The sequence below is a fragment of the Streptomyces sp. NBC_01013 genome, assembly GCF_045162765.1.
Taxonomy (GTDB): domain Bacteria; phylum Actinomycetota; class Actinomycetes; order Streptomycetales; family Streptomycetaceae; genus Streptomyces.
Window position 1 is genome coordinate 3,423,540 of the sequence record NZ_CP108687.1, and the last position, 17,607, is coordinate 3,441,146.

Genomic DNA, 17,607 nt, shown 5'->3' on the forward strand with positions numbered 1-17,607 from the left:
GCGACACGCGACGGCCGCCACGGGCCCGGCAGGGGCCGGGGCGGGCGGAAACACCGGGAACCCGTCACCCACCCCCCGGATGACCCCAGCGAGGGTCCGACGGGGAACCGGGCGGCTGGTGAATCATGGCGGAACAGCACCGAAAAGCGTCTCAAAAAGCCGTCCACGATGTGATCGGCCAGAGGAAGGCGACCCTTACAGACGTAGGGTGGGGCTGGGGACCGCCGGCGGGCCGGATGGTTCCGAGCCGCCGCGCCGAGGGAGGTCCAGTAAGTGACCAGCCAGGTCAGTAGCCCAGCCGAACAGGCCGATGAGGCCAGTGACGCACTCGTAGGGGGACAGCGTGCCCCCCAGTCCGCAACAGCAGGCACCGGCGAGAAAGAGATCCGTCGCCTGGACCGGGTGATCATCCGCTTCGCGGGTGACTCCGGAGACGGCATGCAGCTCACGGGTGACCGGTTCACCTCGGAGACCGCGTCCTTCGGGAACGACCTCTCCACGCTGCCGAACTTCCCCGCCGAGATCCGCGCCCCCGCAGGAACCCTGCCGGGTGTGTCCTCGTTCCAGCTCCACTTCGCCGACCACGACATCCTCACTCCCGGCGACGCCCCGAACGTCCTGGTCGCGATGAACCCGGCCGCGCTCAGGGCCAACATCGCCGACGTGCCGCGCGGCGCCGACATCATCGTCAACACCGATGAGTTCACCAAACGCCCCATGGCGAAGGTGGGTTACGAAACCAGCCCGCTGGAGGACGGCTCGCTGGAGGCGTACCACGTCCACCCGGTACCGCTGACCACGCTCACCATCGAGGCGCTGAAGGAGTTCGGGCTCTCCCGCAAGGAGGCCGAACGCTCCAAGAACATGTTCGCGCTGGGCCTGCTCTCCTGGATGTACCACCGGCCCACCGAGAACACGGAGAAGTTCCTGCGGACCAAGTTCGCCAAGAAGCCGCAGATCGCCGAAGCCAACGTGGCGGCGTTCCGGGCCGGGTGGAACTTCGGGGAGACCACGGAGGACTTCGCGGTCAGCTACGAGGTGGCCCCCGCTTCGCAGGCCTTCCCCACCGGCACGTACCGCAACATCTCGGGGAACCTCGCGTTGTCGTACGGGCTGATCGCCGCGGGCCGGCAGGCGGATCTGCCGCTGTACCTGGGCTCGTACCCCATCACCCCCGCCTCGGACATCCTGCACGAGCTGTCGCGTCACAAGAACTTCGGCGTGCGCACCTTCCAGGCCGAGGACGAGATCGCCGGGATCGGTGCCGCGCTCGGCGCGGCCTTCGGCGGGAGCCTCGCGGTCACCACCACCTCCGGTCCGGGTGTGGCGCTGAAGTCCGAGACGATCGGACTGGCCGTCTCCCTCGAACTCCCCCTCCTCATCATCGACATCCAGCGTGGCGGCCCCTCCACCGGGCTCCCGACCAAGACCGAGCAGGCCGACCTGCTCCAGGCGATGTACGGGCGCAACGGCGAGGCCCCGGTCCCGATCGTGGCCCCGAAGACCCCGGCCGACTGCTTCGACGCGGCGCTCGACGCCGCCCGGATCGCCCTGGCCTACCGCACCCCGGTCTTCCTGCTCTCCGACGGCTACCTCGCCAACGGCTCCGAGCCCTGGCGCATCCCGGACATCGACGAACTCCCGGACCTGCGCGTTCAGTTCGCGCACAGTCCGAACCATGAACTGGCCGACGGGACAGAGGTGTTCTGGCCGTACAAGCGCGACCCGGAGACCCTGGCCCGCCCCTGGGCCGTCCCGGGTACACCCGGTCTCGAACACCGTATCGGCGGCATCGAGAAGCAGGACGGCACCGGGAACATCTCCTACGACCCCGCCAACCACGACTTCATGGTCCGCACCCGCCAGGCGAAGATCGACGGCATCGAGGTCCCCGACGTGGAGGTCGACGACCCGGCGGAGGCCAGGACCCTGGTGCTCGGCTGGGGCTCGACGTACGGACCCATCACCGCCGCGGTCCGACGGCTGCGCGCGGCCGGGCACCCCATCGCGCAGGCCCATCTGCGCCACCTCAACCCGTTCCCGCGCAATCTCGGCGAGGTGCTGAAGCGTTACGACAAGGTGGTCGTCCCCGAGATGAACCTCGGGCAGCTGGCCACACTCATCCGGGCCAAGTACCTGGTGGACGCGCACAGTTACAACCAGGTCAACGGCATGCCGTTCAAGGCCGAGCAGCTCGCCGCGGCCCTCCAGGAGGCCATCGATGCCTGAGACCAACGAACTCCTCCAGCTGGTGCCGAAGACCGAGGCCAAGCAGTCCATGAAGGACTTCAAGTCCGATCAGGAGGTGCGCTGGTGCCCCGGTTGCGGTGACTACGCGGTCCTCGCCGCCGTGCAGGGCTTCATGCCCGAGCTCGGACTGGCGAAGGAGAACATCGTCTTCGTCTCCGGCATCGGCTGCTCCTCCCGCTTCCCGTACTACATGAACACCTACGGGATGCACTCGATCCACGGCCGCGCGCCGGCCATCGCCACCGGACTCGCCTCCTCCCGCCGCGACCTCTCCGTCTGGGTCGTCACCGGGGACGGCGACGCGCTGTCCATCGGCGGCAACCACCTCATCCACGCGCTGCGCCGCAACGTGAACCTGAAGATCCTGCTGTTCAACAACCGGATCTACGGGCTCACCAAGGGGCAGTACTCCCCCACCTCCGAGGTCGGCAAGATCACCAAGTCGACTCCGATGGGTTCGCTCGACGCCCCCTTCAACCCGGTGTCCCTCGCCATCGGCGCGGAGGCCTCGTTCGTCGCCCGCACCGTCGACTCCGACCGCAAGCACCTCACCGGTGTGCTGCGCGCGGCGGCCGACCACCCCGGCACGGCGCTGGTGGAGATCTACCAGAACTGCAACATCTTCAACGACGGCGCGTTCGAGGTCCTGAAGGACAAGGACCAGGCCCAGGAGGCGGTGATCCGCCTGGAGCACGGGCAGCCGATCCTCTTCGGCACGGACGACTCCAAGGGGGTCGTCCGGGACTCGCTGACCGGTGATCTGAAGGTGGTTGCCGTCACCGAGGAGAACCGCTCGCAGATCCTCGTCCACGACGCGCACGCGACCAGCCCGACCACGGCGTTCGCCCTCTCGCGGCTGGCCGACCCGGACACGTTGCACCACACCCCGATCGGGGTGCTCCGCAGCGTCGAACGGCCCGTCTACGACACCCTCATGGCCGACCAGCTCGACACCGCCGTCGAACAGCAGGGCAAGGGCGACCTGGCCTCACTGCTCGCGGGCAACGACAACTGGACGGTGGCCGGCTGAGGGCCGGCCCACGGAGGGGCGCGGCCCCCGGACATGGTTCCGGGGGCCGCGCCGCGTTGCCGAACGGGCTGTCTTTCGGTACGCCCGGCGAGTGCGGACCGGGTCCCGCCCGCCGCCCGCGCACCATAACGCCATGGCCCTGGAGCGTCCGGCGTACCGCATCAAGAGACGACTGCTCGGCAGGCCGCTGACCACCGAGCACATCAGCGACGAGAAGCTGGACAACCGGACGGCGCTCGGGGTGCTCGCCTCCGACTGCATCAGCTCGTCCGCGTACGGGCCCGAGGAGATGCTCCGGGTCCTCGTGCCCGTCATCGGCGCCGCCGCCTTCACGCTGCTCATGCCCGTCACGTTCGCGATCCTGCTGGTCCTGCTGTTGCTGACGCTCTGTTACAGCGACGTGGTGACGATCTACACCCGGGCAGGCGGGTCGTACGTCGTGGCCCGGGAGAACTTCGGGCCGAACGTCGCGCAGATCGCCGCCGTGGCCCTGCTCGTCGACTACATCGTGACCGTTGCCGTGCAGGTCTCGGCCGGTACGAACGCCCTCATCTCGCTCGCCCATCTGGCCGGGGGCGGGTTCACCGGGCTGGACCATCTCCAGCTCCCGGTCTCCGTGGCCGTGATCGTGATCCTCGCGTACGGGAATCTGCGCGGGGTCCGCGAGGCGGGCCGGCTCTTCGCGCTGCCCGCCTATCTGTTCATGGCCGCCATCGGCCTGGTCCTGCTCGTCTCCGCACTGCGCGGCTTCACGGGCGGCCTGCCGCACGCCGATCTGCACGCCCCCGGTGTCGTGCCGCTGGGCACCCCGGACGACGGCTGGCTCTACGGCGCGTCGCTCTTCATCGTGCTGCGCTCGTTCGCCAACGGCGGCTCGTCCCTCACCGGCCTCGAAGCCATCTCCAACGGCATCTCCGCGTTCCGCGAGCCCCAGGGCCGCAACGCCCGTCGCACGCTCCTCACCATGAGTGTGATCCTCGGTGTCCTCGTGCTCGGCGTCTCCACGCTGGCGCACTTCACCCACGCCGTCCCGTACACGGACGGCACGCCGACGGTCATCGCGCAGGAGGCCCATCTGGCCTTCGGGACCGGGGCCCTCGGCACGGCCGGACTGGTCTTCGTACAGCTGGCGACCGCGCTGGTCCTCTACACCGGCGCCAACACACCGTTCACGGGCTTCCCCCATCTCGCGAGCTTCGTCGCCGAGGACCGTTTCCTGCCGCGCGTGCTGACCCGACGCGGGCACCGCCTCGCGTTCTCCAACGGAATCATCGCGCTGACCGTCGTCTCGCTGGCGCTGCTTCTGGTGACCGGCGCCAGCGTGGACAAGCTGGTGGCGCTGTACGCGATCGGCGTGTTCACCGCCTTCACCATGGCGGGGGCCGGGCTGGCGGTCTACCACCTGCGACGCCGGGAGCCTTACCGCAGGCCGAAGATCGTGCTCAACGCGCTCGCCGCGGCCACCTCGGCCGCCGTTGTGCTGATCTTCGCGATCACCAAGTTCACCGAGGGCGCCTGGCTGGTCGTGGTGATCTTCCCGCTCGGGGTGTGGGCACTGACGCGGATCAACCGCGAGTACCGGCGCGAGGCCGCCGTGCTCCAGGCCATCCAGGCCCCGGGGGCGGACCGGGTGGCCTTCCGCCACCATCTGGTCATGGTCCTCGTCGAGGCGCTCGACCTCGCGACTCTGAAGGCCCTTCGGTACGCCCACGAGATGCGCCCCGACGAGATCCGGGCGGTGCACTTCGCCATCGACGAGGGGCACGCCAGGCGCCTGGCCGCCCGCTGGGAGACGACGGCCGCCACCTCCGTGGCCCTGGAACTGGTGGAGTGCCCGGACCGCCGGCTGCGCCATGCGATGGAGGACCTCGCGTACCGGTCCACGCAGGACGGGGAGACCTGGGTGACGGTCCTGGTGCCCCGGCGTACGTACAGCAACGCACTCGGCAAGATGCTGCACCGGGGCACGGGCGAGAAGTTGGCGAAGGCGCTGGCGCGGCTGCCCCACGTGGTGGTGACGATCCTGCCGTTCGACGTCTCGCGGGAGCTGCGCGCGCTGGAGGAGCGGCACAGGGACCGGACCGGGGCCTGACCCCGGGCGCGCCGCTCAGGCGGAGGCTCGGACCTCCTTGCGCGCGTCGTACGCCGCGCGCGCCGCGTCCACCGCCTCCAGGCTCCGCTCCGACCAGCGAGCCAGGGCCCACACCTGCTCCGCGGCCTCCCTGCCGAGCCCGGTCAGCGCGTAGTCCACGCGCGGCGGGATCACCGGCTTGGCATCCCGGTCCACGAAGCCGTCGCGCTCCAGGGTCTGAAGGGTCTGCGCCAGCATCTTCTCGCTGACGCCACCGACCTCGCGGCGCAGTTCGCTGAAGCGGTACGAACGCTCCAGCAGGGCGGCGAGCACCAGAACACCCCATCGGCTGGTGACGTGTTCGAGGACGAGCCGGGAGGGGCACATCGGCTCCCGCAGGTCGGGCCGTCGCTCCATGTTGCTTACTCTCATGCCAGTACCTTACTTCAAAGTGGGTACTTTCGTTTAGTTAGTGTCGCCCTTAGGGTGAGCAACAGAGCGCATGAACAGGACCATGAGCCCCCGAAGAGGAGAAACACCCCATGAGCATCGTCGTCACCGGAGCCACTGGAGAGCTCGGCCGCCTCGTCGTCGAGCAGCTGCTGACCACGGTCCCCGCGAGTGATATCGCCGCCGTCGTCCGCGACAAGGAGAAGGCCGCCGGCCTCGCCGCGCGCGGCGTCGAGCTCCGGATCGCCGACTACAACCGGCCCGAAACGCTGACCGACGCCTTCCGGACCGGTGACCGGGTGCTGCTCATCTCGGGCAGCGAGGTCGGCAGCCGTGTCGCCCAGCACACCTCGGTCATCGACGCGGCCAAGGCGGCGGGCGTGGCCCAGCTCGCGTACACCGGCATCCTCGGCGGCCCCGAGGCGGACTTCCAGCTGGCGGCCGAGCACAAGGTGACCGAGCAGCTGATCCTCGACTCGGGCCTGCCGTACACGTTCCTGCGCAACGGCTGGTACACGGAGAACTACACCGCGAACCTGGCCCCCGTCCTGGCCCACGGGGCCGTCGTGGCCAACGCGGGTGAGGGCAGGGTCGCCTCGGCCACCCGCGCCGACTACGCCGCCGCGGCCGCGGCCGTCCTGACCGGCGAAGGTCACCTGGGCGCGGTCTACGAGCTGAGCGGTGACGTCGCGTGGTCGTTCGCGGAGTACGCGGCGGAGGTCTCCAGGGCGTTCGGCAAGGAGATCGTCCACAAGGACGTCCCGGCCGCCGTGCACCAGGAGATCCTGGTCGGCGCCGGTGTGCCCGAGGGCTTCGCCGCGATCCTGGTCGACGTGGACGAGGCGGTCCGGCGCGGGCGACTGGCCCACACCGGCGGCGACCTGGCCCGGCTGATCGGCCGGCCGACGACGCCGCTCGCGGAGACCGTGGCCGCCGCGGCGGCCGCGCGGTAGTCCGGACACGACAGGAGACCCGCGGCAGGGCCCGGCCCGGTGTCATGACCGTCTGGCGATACGGCAATGACACCGGGGCCCGTCGGCGCTACCTTCGTCAGGTCGACGGAGTCGTCGACGGACACCTGCCAGGAGGGACCCGTGAAGGGTACGAACGAACAGCGGGCAGGACTCCTGTCCGGCGTGGCGGCCTACGGGCTGTGGGGGATCGTCCCGCTCTTCTGGCCCCTGCTGAAGCCGTCCGGGGCGGTCGAGATCCTCGCCCACCGCATGGTCTGGTCCCTCGGCGTCGTCGGCGTCGCCCTGCTCGCCCTGCGTCGGTGGGCCTGGATCGGCGAACTGATCCGGCAGCCGAAGAAGCTGGGGCTGATCACCGTCGCGGCGGCCGTGATCACCGTCAACTGGGGCCTGTACATCTGGTCCGTGAACAACGGGCACGTCGTCGAGGCCTCCCTCGGCTACTTCATCAATCCGCTGGTCACCATCGCCATGGGCGTCCTGCTTCTCGGCGAACGGCTGCGCCCCGCCCAGTGGGTGGCGGTCGGCACGGGCGTCGCGGCGGTGCTCGTCCTGGCGATCGGCTACGGGCAGCCGCCGTGGATCTCACTGGTCCTGGCCTTCTCGTTCGCGACGTACGGCCTGGTGAAGAAGAAGGTCAACATGGGCGGCCTCGAGTCGCTCACCGCCGAGACCGCGGTGCTGTTCGTGCCCGCGCTCGGCTACCTGGTGTGGCTGGGCGCACAGGGCGATTCGACCTTCCTCTCCGGCGGCGCCGGCCACGCGGCACTGCTCGCGGCGACCGGCCTGGTGACCGCCGTCCCGCTGGTGCTGTTCGGGGCGGCTGCGATCCGCGTGCCGCTCTCCACGCTCGGCCTGTTGCAGTACCTGGCACCGGTCTTCCAGTTCGTTCTCGGAATCGTCTACTTCCACGAGGCCATGCCCCCGGAGCGGTGGGCCGGCTTCGCGCTGGTCTGGCTGGCTCTCACCCTGCTGACCTGGGACGCGCTGCGGACGTCACGGCGCACACGGGCGCAGGCACAGGCCGCACGGCTGGCCGCGGCGAAGCAGGCAGCGCCGGCGGGGACAGAGGCCCCCGCCACGACCCGGATCGTTACCTAGTTGCTTTTTTAACTCAGTTGCGTTTCCCTGGGGCCACGGACACGCAACCGAGGAGCACCTGTGCCCACATCCCCGACCACCGTGCTGATCGTCGGCTCCGGCCCGACCGGACTGACCCTGGCCATCGATCTCGCCCGGCGGGCCGTCGACGTACGCATCATCGACAAGAGCCCGCGTTTCCCGCGCAGCTCTCGGGCCAAGGGCCCCGATCCGCGCTCCCTGGAGGTTCTTGAGGACCTCGGCGTCGTCGACGAGGTGCTGGCCGCCGGGTCCGCGCCGATGCCGATGCGCAAGTACCGGGACGGAGTGGCGATCGCCGACGCCACCCCCTTCGCGGACGCCCGCCCGACGCCGGACTCCCCCTACGACCGGCCCCGGATGATCGCCCAATGGCGACTGGAGGAGGTCCTGCGGGAGCGGCTCGCGACGTACGGCGTACGGGTCGAGCTCGGCGTCGAGCTGGTGGGGCTGGCCCAGGACGCCGCCTCCGTGACCGCCACTACGGCCGACGGCCTCCCGGGCATCGAGGCGCGGTACGTCGTCGGCTGCGACGGCGGCCACAGCACGGTGCGCAAGCTGCTGGGCATCCCGTTCGAGGGGAAGACGGACGAGGCCCGGATGATGGTCTGCGGCGACGTCGAGGCCCAGGGGCCGGACCGCGGCTTCTGGCACCAGTGGTTCGACGAGGACGGCGCCGTGATGCTGTGCCCGATCCCCGGCACACGGTCGGGCTGGTGGTTCCAGGCCGGTCCCGAGACGGACACCTCCGGCGCCCCCGTACCCCCGTCGCTGGAGAGCTTCCAGCGACTGTTCGCCAAGCACACGGGCCTGCCCGGCGACCAGCTTTCGCAGGCCACGCTGCTCTCCACGTACCGGGTCAACGAGCGCATGGTGGACCGCTACCGGGTGGGCCGGGTGTTCCTGGCGGGCGACGCCGCGCACGTGCACTCGATCGCGGGCGGGCTGGGCATGAACACCGGCATCCAGGACGCGTACAACCTCGGCTGGAAGCTCGCCCGGGTCGCCGCCGGGCAGGCCGGTCCGGCTCTGCTCGACACGTACGAGGAGGAGCGGCTGCCCGTCGCGGCCGATGTCCTGAACCTCAGCGCGGAGCGGTTGCGGGCCACGCTGGAGGCGATCAAGGAGCCGGGCGGCGGGCTGGACACGGCGGTCGCGCCGCGCACCGACGGCCTGGGTGACGGCTACCGCTGGAGCTCCCTGGCCCGCCTCGGCGCCACGTCCCGGCTGCGGGCGGGCGATCGCGCCCCGGACGCCCCCTGCCGCGATGTGGCCACCGGCGCCCCCCGCCGGCTGTTCGAGGCCTTCGCCGGACCGCACTTCACCCTGCTCGGCTTCGGCGCGGGCACGGCTCCCGCGCTGCGGGACGCGTCGGCGGCGCACGAGGGCGAACTACTGGCGTACGGGGTGGACGCGGGGGGCACGCACGGCCTGGCCGACGACCAGGGTCACGCCCGCACCGCGTACGGCATCGGACCCGGCGAGAACATCCTGGTCCTGATCCGCCCGGACAACCACGTCGGACTGATCACCCCGCCCGAAGACCTGCGGGCAGTCCCGGACTACGTGAACGCTGCGGCATTGGAGCGAGCTTGAGAATGTCACGGCGGGTCACCACTCACTGACACGCAGTTTATATTTTCCTCACACTTATGACCCGACCTCCGCGCACCTCCGGGACGTCACGGACGCTCCTGCGCACCGCCACCACCACCGCCGCCCTCTCCGCTCTGACGCTCCTCGCCTGCGGGATCGCCCCCACCGCGGGCGCGGACGACACCGTGCAGACCGTCCACCCGTCGGGCCTCGGCCCGACGGGCCCTTGGTTCAGGCTCCAGGAGACGACCCCCGGCCGGGACCCCGGCATCCAGGAGGTCTCCCCGAAGCCCGACCCGGTCCACCTGAACGGGAGCCTGCACCTCGCCATCGGCGCCGGCGAGCAGGCCCAGGCCGCCCACTACTTCAACGGGACCTGGACGCCCGAGCCCATGAAGCCGCTGCTGGACGCGGGCATCTCGTACTGGGCCTACACCGCGACCGAGGGCTCCACCGTCACCAACATCGGGGCCAACCTGCAACTCCCGGCATCCTGCGGTGGATTCACCACCCTGTCGTTCGAACCTGGCAGCAACACGGACGTGCAGGGCGACGCGCTGAAGCCGGACACCTGGCAGAAGTACCGCTTCACCGCGGACTCGGTGATGCGGACCTCGAACGCCGTGGTCGGCATCCCTGCGGGCGGTAGCGCCCCGCTGTCGCACTTCGTCGCGGAGTGCGAGGGGGCGTACGGAGTGATCGCCAACATCGGCCGGCTCGGCGCTGCGAACGGCACGCTCAACACCTACGTCGACAACATCACCGCCAAGGGCACCATCTGGGACTTCGCCGTCACCGGCCGCGCGACGGCCGCGCTCACCGTCCCCGAAGAGATCGAGGCGGGCGACGGCCCCCGTCCGGCCGACGCCTCCTACACCGACCCGGCCGACGGACCGCAGTACCCCGGCATCGGCACCCACCTGACGCTCAAGGGACCGGCCGGCCTCCGGGCGAACCAGCTGACCGTCATGTCCGAAGGCTCCGAAGTCCCCCTGACCCAGGGCACGGACGGGACGCTCACCGGCGAACTGCGGACCAACCTCAGGGCCGGCGGCACGCTGGAGCCCGGCGGAAAGGCCGGTGCCGCCTTCACCCTCGCCGCCGCCGAGGGCGCGCCCACGGGTCCGCTCGACGTGACGACCGAACTGACCGTCACCATCTCCGGCGTCGACGGTCCGCAGCGCACAGGCGTCAGCGCGACGGAGCGCACCCGGATCACCGCGCAGGACGTCGAGCCCAGCCCGTCGCCCAGCCCCACCCGCCCGCACCACCCCAAGCCCACCCCGTCCGGCGGCCACGGCAACGGGAACGGCCACGGGAACGGGAACGGGAACGGCGGCGGCCACTGGGGTGGCGGCCACAACAACGGCAACGGCGGAAGCCACGGCAGCGGCAGCGGCAGCGGCAGCGGCGGGAGTCACGGCAGCGGCCCGATGCCCAACGGTCCGGTCGACGCCGGCGACGGCTCCACGGCCCTGACCAGCAGCGGATCGACCGGCCTCGCCGGTATGGGTCTGGCGGCCGGGCTGCTGGCAGCGGCTGGCGCCGCTCTCGGCGGGCTCCGCACCGTCCGGCGCCGACGCGGTTGAGCACGCGCACCACGCGGGAACGGCCTCCACGACGGCGGTTCCCGCGCCTGATCGCGGCGGCCGGGCTGCTCCCGGCCGCCGCGGCGGCACTCGTCCTGCTCCTGGGCTCACCGCTGACGGAGCCGGGCACGTCCGCCGCCCCCCGGTCCGGCGCCCCGTCCACGACGACGGCACCCCTGCCGGCCGCGCGCCCTGTCCGTGTCGACATCCCCGCCCTCCACGTCAGCGCGCCCCTGGTGGACCTGACGTTGAACAGCCGGGGCAAGCTCGGCGTGCCCGACCCGGCGGAGCGCAATCTCGCGGGCTGGTACCGGGACGGGGTGACCCCGGGCACCCCCGGCAACGCGATCGTGGTGGCCCACGTCGACACGCCCACCGGCCCGGCCGCCTTCGCCGGGCTCGACACACTGCGCCCCGGCACGCGCGTCGACGTGCGCCGCGCGGACGGCAAGGCGGCGACCTTCCGCATCTACGCGATCGAGGAGTTCGAGAAGAGCGACTTCCCGAGCACCCGCGTCTACGGCCCGACGAAGGACGCGCAACTGCGCCTGCTCACCTGTGGAGGCGCCTACGACCCGGACGCGGGCGGCTACCAGTCGAACGTGGTGGCCTTCGCCCGGCTGGTGTCGGTCCAGTCTCCGCGATCCACCGTGCCGAGTGAGAACGTCCTCCCTCACGGCTCTTGAGCGCGGTCGCCCCGAACGCCTGTGCGGCCCCCTCGTGCGGTGTACGAGGGGGCCACACAGGTGGGAGCCGGCTCCCGGGCGTACGGACATCACGGATCAGAAGAAGACCCCGCACCGCAGGGACACGTTGGCGTACTGCGTCGCCTCGCCGGTGCGCACCACCAGCCGGGCCCCGGCCGTGCGGGCCTCCGGCTCCTCGTGGCCGACATGTTCCAGCCCGGGCAGCCGGCCGGCGGGCAGCCGGTCCGTGCCGGGCGCGGCGGTGCGGACCTCCTCGGCCGCCGTCGCGCCCTCCACCACCAGTTCGTCGAGGAGCCCGTCGAGGACCTCGGCGAAGGGCGGGACCCCGGCCAGGAAGGCCAGGTCGACCACGCGCGGGCCGGGCGGGATCGGCATGCCCGCGTCGCAGACGAGCACCTCGTCGCCATGGCCGAGTTCGGCCGGCGCGCCCGCCAGGTGCCGGTTGAGGATGCCGGACCGCTTCACGGGGCCGCCACCTCCGCGGCGGTCGGGTACGACTCCTGCGCCCCGGCCGGGTGACGCCGGCGGCACCGACCCGCACCACGTACCGGGCCGCGTCGACGAGGCTCTCGCCGAGGCCGAACCGCCAGGCGAGGGCCGCCTGGCGAGGGCCGCGAACAGGGTGCCCGCCCCGTGTACGGAGCCGCGCCACCCGCCCAGGCGGGCTGCCCGAGCCGTGCGGAACCTACGGGTGGCCGAGAGCCCACGCCGCGAAAGGCTGGGCAGTGCCCGCCCGGGTCAGCTCGCCCGGGGTGATCGCGCTCGGAGCGAGTAGAGGATCGGGAGATACGTGTCACCGAACGGGAACCGCCGCATGCCGTCGGGCCCCTGGGGCAGGATGCGGCGCCCGGGGATCTCGGCCTCGGTGTGCTCGACGAGCCGGTCGACGGTCAATCCGGACCCGGCCGCCGCTGTTACGATCTCGCCCACCGAGTGCGGGTACTCGACCACCTCCTGCGCGGCCATCGGATGGTCCGGGTCCGCATAGGTGTCCGTGATGACTTCCCGCTGGGGCTCTCCTCCGCCGTACGGCCAGTCGGCCACGAGGGGCTCGTAGCTGGCCAGGGTCTGGTAGGCGGGATGCAGGTCGACCAGGACCAGCCTCCCACCCGGTCGCAGTGCCATCGCCGCACCGCGCATCCACGCGTCGAGGTCCCCGATCCAGCACAGCACCCCGTAGGTGGCGATCACCAGATCGAACCTGGCCGCCAGGCCGGACGGCAGGCTCTGTGTGTCCGCCTCAATGAACTCGGCTTTCAGCCCAGCGAGTTCGGCCAGCTCACGCGCCCGGGCGACCGCCGTCGACGAGAAATCGACCCCGGTGACCGTGGCACCCAGACGAGCCCAGTTGAGCGTGTCCATACCGAAGTGGCACTGCAGATGCAGCACATCCTGTCCGGTCACATCGCCGGCGAGCTCCCGCTCGATCCCGTAGAGCGTCTGCCGGCCCGCCAGGAACGAATCGACGTCGTAGAGAAGGTCGTTGGGAGTCGTGCCATGCGTACGGGCCCGGGCGTCCCACAAGGCACGGTTCACGCTGAGCGCGTCGTCGGGAGAGTTGTCGTCGGGAAGGTGTCCGTTCATGTCCGCAGTGTGGCAGGACGCTTCGGGTTCACCGCCGGATGCCCGGCACCGCCCTCCGCGTCCAGGCCCGCGAGCAGACGCAGCCCGTCCTCGGCCGGGCTGCCCGGGGGCGCCGACAGCACCAGCAACTCCCTCCCGCCCTCGCCGGGCAGCGCGAAGTTCTCCTGGTGCAGTTCCAGCAGCCCGACCAGCGGGTGCTGGAACGCCTTGCGGCCATGGGTGCGGGCGCGCACATCCGCACGGGCCCAGAGCCGGCGGAAACGCTCGCTGCCCATCGCCAGTTCACCGATGAGGGAGGCGAGGCGGGGATCGTCGGGATACGTACCGGCGGCCAGCCGCAGGTGCCCGACCGCGTCGAGGGTGCAGGTCTCCCAGTCCGCGTAGAAACCGCGCTCGGCCTCCTCCAGGAAGAGGTGCCGGGCGGTGTTCAGGCCCGGCATCGGCCGACCGTAGAGAAGCCCGGCGAGGCGGTTCCCGGCGAGGACGTCCAGCCGGTGGTCCATGACCATCGCTGGTGCGTCGACGACCAGATCGAGGACCCGCAGCACCTCCGGCCGGACCCGCCCGCCCGGCACCTTCGCGCGGCGGCGGCACTGCCGGGCGAGCCGGTGGAGGTGCTCGCACTCGGTGTCGTCGAGGCCGAGGACGCGGGCGAGCGCGTCGAGGACCTGGGCGGACGGCTGGGTCGCACGACCCTGCTCCAGGCGTACGTAGTAGTCGACGCTGACCCCGGACAGGTGGGCGACCTCCTCACGGCGCAGCCCTTCGACTCTGCGACGGCTGTCGGTCGGGATGCCGACGGCCGCCGGATCGACCCGGGAACGCCGGGTCCGCAGAAAGCCCGCGAGATCGTCCATGCCCTCCAGTATGGCCACAGCGCCGCCCCGCGAAGGTGGCCCTGCCAATACCAGGAAGTCCGGTCCGACGGAAGACGCGCCCCTGAACGCCGGGCGCCGGAACGCCTTGAATCGAAGGCAGCCGACCTTCCCGAAGGAGTTCCCATGAAGACGCTGATCGTCCACGCCCACCCGGAACCGAAGTCGCTCAACAGCTCGCTGAAGGACCTCGCGGTGTCCACCCTGGAGGCCGCCGGCCACGAGGTTCGGGTGAGCGATCTGTACGCGATGGGCTGGAAGGCGGTCGTGGACGCCTCCGACTACGGTCCCGACGCCTCGAACCCGCTGAGCGTCGGCCGGGACTCGGGCAGGGCCTTCGACGCCGGGACGCTCTCCCCGGACGTTCGCGCCGAGCAGGAGAAGCTCTTGTGGGCCGACACGATCATCTTCCAGTTCCCGCTGTGGTGGTACTCGATGCCCGCGATCCTCAAGGGCTGGGTGGACCGGGTCTTCACCTTCCACTTCGCGTACGGGGTCGGCGAGCACAGCGACATCAAGTACGGCGAGCGCTACGGCGAAGGCACCCTCGCCGGCCGCAGGGCCCTGCTGTCGGTGACGGTCGGCGGCCATGAGTCGCACTACGCGGCTCGCGGTATCAACGGCCCCATCGACGACCTGCTGTTCCCGATCCAGCACGGCATCCTCTACTACCCGGGCATCGAGGTACTGCCGCCGTTCGTCCTCTACGGCACCGACCGGATGAGCGGCGAGGACTTCCCGGACGCCGCCAAGGCGTGGGAACAGCGCCTGCTGACCCTGGAGTCGACGGAACCGATCGCGTTCCGGCCCCAGAACTCCGGCGAGTACGAGATCCCCTCCCTGCACCTCAAGGAAGGGCTGGAGCCCGCCGGCCGCACGGGTTTCGGACTCCACGTGCGCGGCTGAACACCGAGCGGCAGCAGCCGTACGGGGGGCGGGCGTAGCCGGGCGGACGTGCTCGGGGAGCGCCTCCCACTCCGGGCCGCCCTGGCCGGGCGAAGCGTCCAGTAGGGGCCGGCGACTCCTCGGAACTCCCCCACTCGGTCGCGGTCACCACGCGCGGTGTCCACGACGAGTGCGCCGGAGGGCGGGGGCTGCGGGGGGCCTTGTTGCTGTGGAACGGCAGACGGTGGCATGGCGGAACGCCAGGTGCCTGCCCGGAGCCTCCCGTCCGCGCCCGACACCCGGCCGGCAGGCGGTCAGCACCTTTCCTCCTGTTACGCCCTGACCTCTCCGAACCGCCACCCCAGGGCCGGACCATCGCCGCAGGTCAGCGCCACACAGCGGAACTCGGATCTCCCTAGGCTTGACCCATGCCCCTCCCGCCCGCACATGCCCTCGTCGCCACGGACCTGGACGGCACCCTGCTGCGCCGCGACGACACCGTGAGCCCCCGCACCCGCTCCGCCCTCGGCCTCGCGGCCGCCGCCGGAGCCCGCCACCTGGTGGTCACCGGCCGCCCGGTCCCGGGGGTGAGGGAGTTGCTCGATGGTCTGGGGTACCGGGGCCTGGCCGTCTGCGGGCAGGGAACGCAGCTCTACGACGCCGGGACCGGGCGCATGATCCGCGCGGTCGGTCTGGACCGGGAACTGGCAGCCGCCGCGCTGGGCAAGATAGAGGCGCAGGTGGGGCAGGTCTTCGCGGCGGTGGATCAGGACGGGCCCGACGGCCGGACCCTGATCGAGCCGGGCTACCTCATGCCGCACCCCGCTCTGCCGGCCCATCGGGTGCTCCACCGGGACGAGTTGTGGGCTGCACCGGTGATCAAGGTACTGATCCGGCACCCGGAACTGGACGACGAAGCGCTGGCCTCCGCCGCCCACGCCGCCGTCGGGGATCTGGCCACCGTCACGCTGTCCGGCCCGGGGACCGTCGAGCTCCAGCCGTACGGCGTCGACAAGGGCACCGGGATCGCGCTCGCCGCCGGGCACCTGGGGCTGGATCCGGCGACCGCGATCGCCTTCGGGGACATGCCCAACGATCTGCCGATGTTCCGCAGTTGCGGATACGGAGTGGCGATGGCCAACTCCCATCCGCTTCTTCTGGCGGCGGCGGACGAGGTGACGCTGTCCCATGAGGAGGACGGGGTGGCAGTGGTCCTGGAGCGGGTGTTCGCGTGCGAAGCGTCCCTGGCGACGCCGACCCCCAGGTCTGCATGACCCTTCCCCGGCCTCCCGCTTCCATGGGGAAGGCACCATGCCGTGCGGGCCGGACGCTCGCCCTCCTCGTGTGCGCATGGTCCGTCGCTCTGCTCGCTGGATGCACGACCGACTCCGAAGCGCCGGACGCCCCGGCGAGCAGTCCGGCCCGGCAACGCCCGCACGCCGCAGGGGCGTCCGGCACTGCCGACGAGGAGCTGGGCAGGCGTGTCGAGGACGTCCTCGACACGGCCGACGACAGCGCCGCCGGTCCGCTGTTCGTGGAAGCCGGCCTCGAACGTGTCGGGGACGGTTTCCACACGCGGCCGGATCTGGCACGGGGGCACGCGTACACGCTGTCGGTCGCCTGCGAGGGGAGGGGCAGCATCAGCCTCTCGGTAGCGGCCGGATCCCCCGTTCGCCGGACCGTGGCGTGTGACGGCGTGGCGCTCCGGAAACGCTTCACGGCATCGGCGTCCACCCTGCGGATCGACGGGGACGGGCTCGCGGGAGCCACGGGCATGGTGGGGTGGCGCCTGGACAGGGCCGACGAGTAGGCCGCAGGTGCCCGGCCCCCGGCACCGCGCTCACGCCGTCCGGCGGGGATGCCGGGCACCGGCGGACGCTCTCCCCTCAGCCCTCCCCGGCCCCCAGCGACCGCAGCACATGGCCGACCAGGGCGGCGACCGTCTCCGCGTCCTGCATCGGCTTGCGCAGGACGTGGCGGTAGTAGACCGGTCCGTAGAGCATCTCCACTGCCAGCCGGAGATCGGCACCGGGCGGGATCTGGCCCTGCTCCTGAGCGCTGCGCAGCCGGCCGACCGCCGCCTCGAAGCGGGGATCGATCAGTTGCGTGCGGACCGTTTCGGCCAGGGCGTCGTCATGGTGGAGCTCGGAGAGTATTCCGGCGTACGCGGGGCCGAAGGGCGGTTCGGCGAGGAATCTCACCGCGCCCGTCACGTGGGCACGCAGGTCCGTGGCGATGTCGCCGGTGTCGGAGAACGGGGTGGCGGTGACCAGTGCCTCCGTGAACGCCTCCAGCAGTACCGCGCTCTTCGACGGCCACCAGCGGTAGATCGTCTTCTTGCTGACGCCGGCCCGGGCCGCGATGGCCTCGACCGTGACGCGGCCGTATCCCTTCTCCGTGCAGAGGTCGAGGGCGGCCTCCAGCGTCGCCCTGCGTGAGCTCTCGCTCCGGCGCCGCGAACTCGGCGATGTGATCATTCG

General features: G+C 71.3%; 16 protein-coding genes and 1 pseudogene. 11 read left to right on the forward strand and 6 right to left on the reverse strand.

All coding sequences use genetic code 11. The annotated features are described in order from the left end of the window. The first annotated feature begins 273 nt into the window (after positions 1-273). The 3 genes from OG538_RS14655 (at position 274) to OG538_RS14665 (ending at position 5,372) form a co-directional block, all read left to right on the forward strand. The gene (locus tag OG538_RS14655; protein WP_406093710.1) at positions 274-2,229 is read left to right on the forward strand and encodes a 2-oxoacid:acceptor oxidoreductase subunit alpha; all 1,956 of its coding nucleotides are present in this window, start codon (positions 274-276) and stop codon (positions 2,227-2,229) included. Then, on the forward strand, positions 2,222-3,280 hold the full coding sequence (locus tag OG538_RS14660) for a 2-oxoacid:ferredoxin oxidoreductase subunit beta (protein ID WP_406093712.1): 1,059 nt from the start codon (positions 2,222-2,224) through the stop codon (positions 3,278-3,280). The genes OG538_RS14655 and OG538_RS14660 overlap by 8 nt, the downstream gene beginning before the upstream one ends. Before the next feature lie 133 nt (positions 3,281-3,413). Then, positions 3,414-5,372 carry an APC family permease gene (locus tag OG538_RS14665; RefSeq protein ID WP_406093714.1) on the forward strand — a complete coding sequence of 653 codons (1,959 nt, stop codon included), beginning with the start codon at positions 3,414-3,416 and terminating at the stop codon, positions 5,370-5,372. A gap of 15 nt (positions 5,373-5,387) precedes the next feature. Here OG538_RS14665 and OG538_RS14670 read toward each other — a convergent pair whose 3' ends face one another. Then, positions 5,388-5,783: a winged helix-turn-helix transcriptional regulator gene (locus tag OG538_RS14670; RefSeq protein WP_406093716.1), complete on the reverse strand. Its 396-nt coding sequence runs from the start codon at positions 5,781-5,783 to the stop codon at positions 5,388-5,390. 110 nt (positions 5,784-5,893) lie between these two features. Between OG538_RS14670 and OG538_RS14675 the strand changes: the two genes are divergently transcribed. The 5 genes from OG538_RS14675 to OG538_RS14695 all read left to right on the forward strand — a co-directional run bounded on the left by OG538_RS14675 (position 5,894) and on the right by OG538_RS14695 (position 11,762). Then, positions 5,894-6,754, forward strand: a complete 861-nt coding sequence (locus OG538_RS14675) for an SDR family oxidoreductase (RefSeq protein ID WP_406093718.1) — start codon at positions 5,894-5,896, stop codon at positions 6,752-6,754. Positions 6,755-6,895: 141 nt separating this feature from the next. Beyond that, positions 6,896-7,873: an EamA family transporter RarD gene (gene rarD, locus OG538_RS14680; RefSeq protein WP_406093720.1), complete on the forward strand. Its 978-nt coding sequence runs from the start codon at positions 6,896-6,898 to the stop codon at positions 7,871-7,873. 60 nt (positions 7,874-7,933) lie between these two features. Further along, positions 7,934-9,487: an FAD-dependent monooxygenase gene (locus tag OG538_RS14685; RefSeq protein ID WP_406093722.1), complete on the forward strand. Its 1,554-nt coding sequence runs from the start codon at positions 7,934-7,936 to the stop codon at positions 9,485-9,487. A gap of 56 nt (positions 9,488-9,543) precedes the next feature. Continuing rightward, positions 9,544-11,076, forward strand: coding sequence for a hypothetical protein (locus OG538_RS14690; RefSeq protein ID WP_406093724.1), 1,533 nt, complete (start codon positions 9,544-9,546; stop codon positions 11,074-11,076). Next, the gene (locus OG538_RS14695) at positions 11,073-11,762 is read left to right on the forward strand and encodes a class F sortase (protein WP_406093726.1); all 690 of its coding nucleotides are present in this window, start codon (positions 11,073-11,075) and stop codon (positions 11,760-11,762) included. The genes OG538_RS14690 and OG538_RS14695 overlap by 4 nt, the downstream gene beginning before the upstream one ends. A gap of 96 nt (positions 11,763-11,858) precedes the next feature. Here OG538_RS14695 and rbsD read toward each other — a convergent pair whose 3' ends face one another. The 3 genes from rbsD to OG538_RS14710 form a co-directional block, all read right to left on the reverse strand. After that, complete coding sequence (gene rbsD / locus OG538_RS14700; protein WP_406093728.1) at positions 11,859-12,248, reverse strand: D-ribose pyranase; 390 nt, start codon at positions 12,246-12,248, stop codon at positions 11,859-11,861. A 273-nt stretch (positions 12,249-12,521) separates the two neighbouring features. Continuing rightward, positions 12,522-13,367, reverse strand: coding sequence for a class I SAM-dependent methyltransferase (locus OG538_RS14705; RefSeq protein ID WP_406093730.1), 846 nt, complete (start codon positions 13,365-13,367; stop codon positions 12,522-12,524). Next, entirely contained in the window at positions 13,364-14,224 is an 861-nt protein-coding gene (locus OG538_RS14710; protein WP_406100143.1) for a helix-turn-helix transcriptional regulator, read from the reverse strand. The genes OG538_RS14705 and OG538_RS14710 overlap by 4 nt, the downstream gene beginning before the upstream one ends. Positions 14,225-14,368: 144 nt before the next feature. On the opposite strand from OG538_RS14710, the gene OG538_RS14715 reads away from it, so the two are divergent. Beyond that, complete coding sequence (locus OG538_RS14715; RefSeq protein WP_406100145.1) at positions 14,369-15,148, forward strand: NAD(P)H-dependent oxidoreductase; 780 nt, start codon at positions 14,369-14,371, stop codon at positions 15,146-15,148. A 36-nt stretch (positions 15,149-15,184) separates the two neighbouring features. On the opposite strand, the pseudogene OG538_RS14720 reads toward OG538_RS14715, so the two are convergent. Then, a pseudogene (locus tag OG538_RS14720) lies at positions 15,185-15,378 on the reverse strand (hypothetical protein); the annotation flags it as partial. A 177-nt stretch (positions 15,379-15,555) separates the two neighbouring features. Here OG538_RS14720 and OG538_RS14725 point away from each other — a divergent pair. Next, positions 15,556-16,401: an HAD family hydrolase gene (locus OG538_RS14725; protein WP_406093732.1), complete on the forward strand. Its 846-nt coding sequence runs from the start codon at positions 15,556-15,558 to the stop codon at positions 16,399-16,401. A 68-nt stretch (positions 16,402-16,469) separates the two neighbouring features. Then, positions 16,470-16,937, forward strand: a complete 468-nt coding sequence (locus OG538_RS14730; RefSeq protein ID WP_406093734.1) for a hypothetical protein — start codon at positions 16,470-16,472, stop codon at positions 16,935-16,937. 76 nt (positions 16,938-17,013) lie between these two features. Here the strand turns inward: OG538_RS14730 and OG538_RS14735 are convergent, their stop codons facing one another. Further along, positions 17,014-17,604, reverse strand: a complete 591-nt coding sequence (locus OG538_RS14735; protein WP_406093736.1) for a TetR/AcrR family transcriptional regulator — start codon at positions 17,602-17,604, stop codon at positions 17,014-17,016. Between the last annotated feature and the right edge of the window lie 3 nt (positions 17,605-17,607).

Coding starts and splice junctions, on each gene's coding strand:
- OG538_RS14670 (WP_406093716.1), bottom strand. CDS start 5,783: ATGAGAGTAAGCAACATGGAGCGACGGCCCGACCTGCGGGAGCCGATG.
- OG538_RS14715 (WP_406100145.1), top strand. CDS start 14,369: ATGAAGACGCTGATCGTCCACGCCCACCCGGAACCGAAGTCGCTCAAC.
- OG538_RS14660 (WP_406093712.1), top strand. CDS start 2,222: ATGCCTGAGACCAACGAACTCCTCCAGCTGGTGCCGAAGACCGAGGCC.
- OG538_RS14710 (WP_406100143.1), bottom strand. CDS start 14,224: ATGGACGATCTCGCGGGCTTTCTGCGGACCCGGCGTTCCCGGGTCGAT.
- OG538_RS14725 (WP_406093732.1), top strand. CDS start 15,556: ATGCCCCTCCCGCCCGCACATGCCCTCGTCGCCACGGACCTGGACGGC.
- OG538_RS14690 (WP_406093724.1), top strand. CDS start 9,544: ATGACCCGACCTCCGCGCACCTCCGGGACGTCACGGACGCTCCTGCGC.
- OG538_RS14675 (WP_406093718.1), top strand. CDS start 5,894: ATGAGCATCGTCGTCACCGGAGCCACTGGAGAGCTCGGCCGCCTCGTC.
- OG538_RS14665 (WP_406093714.1), top strand. CDS start 3,414: ATGGCCCTGGAGCGTCCGGCGTACCGCATCAAGAGACGACTGCTCGGC.
- OG538_RS14705 (WP_406093730.1), bottom strand. CDS start 13,367: ATGAACGGACACCTTCCCGACGACAACTCTCCCGACGACGCGCTCAGC.
- OG538_RS14735 (WP_406093736.1), bottom strand. CDS start 17,604: ATGATCACATCGCCGAGTTCGCGGCGCCGGAGCGAGAGCTCACGCAGG.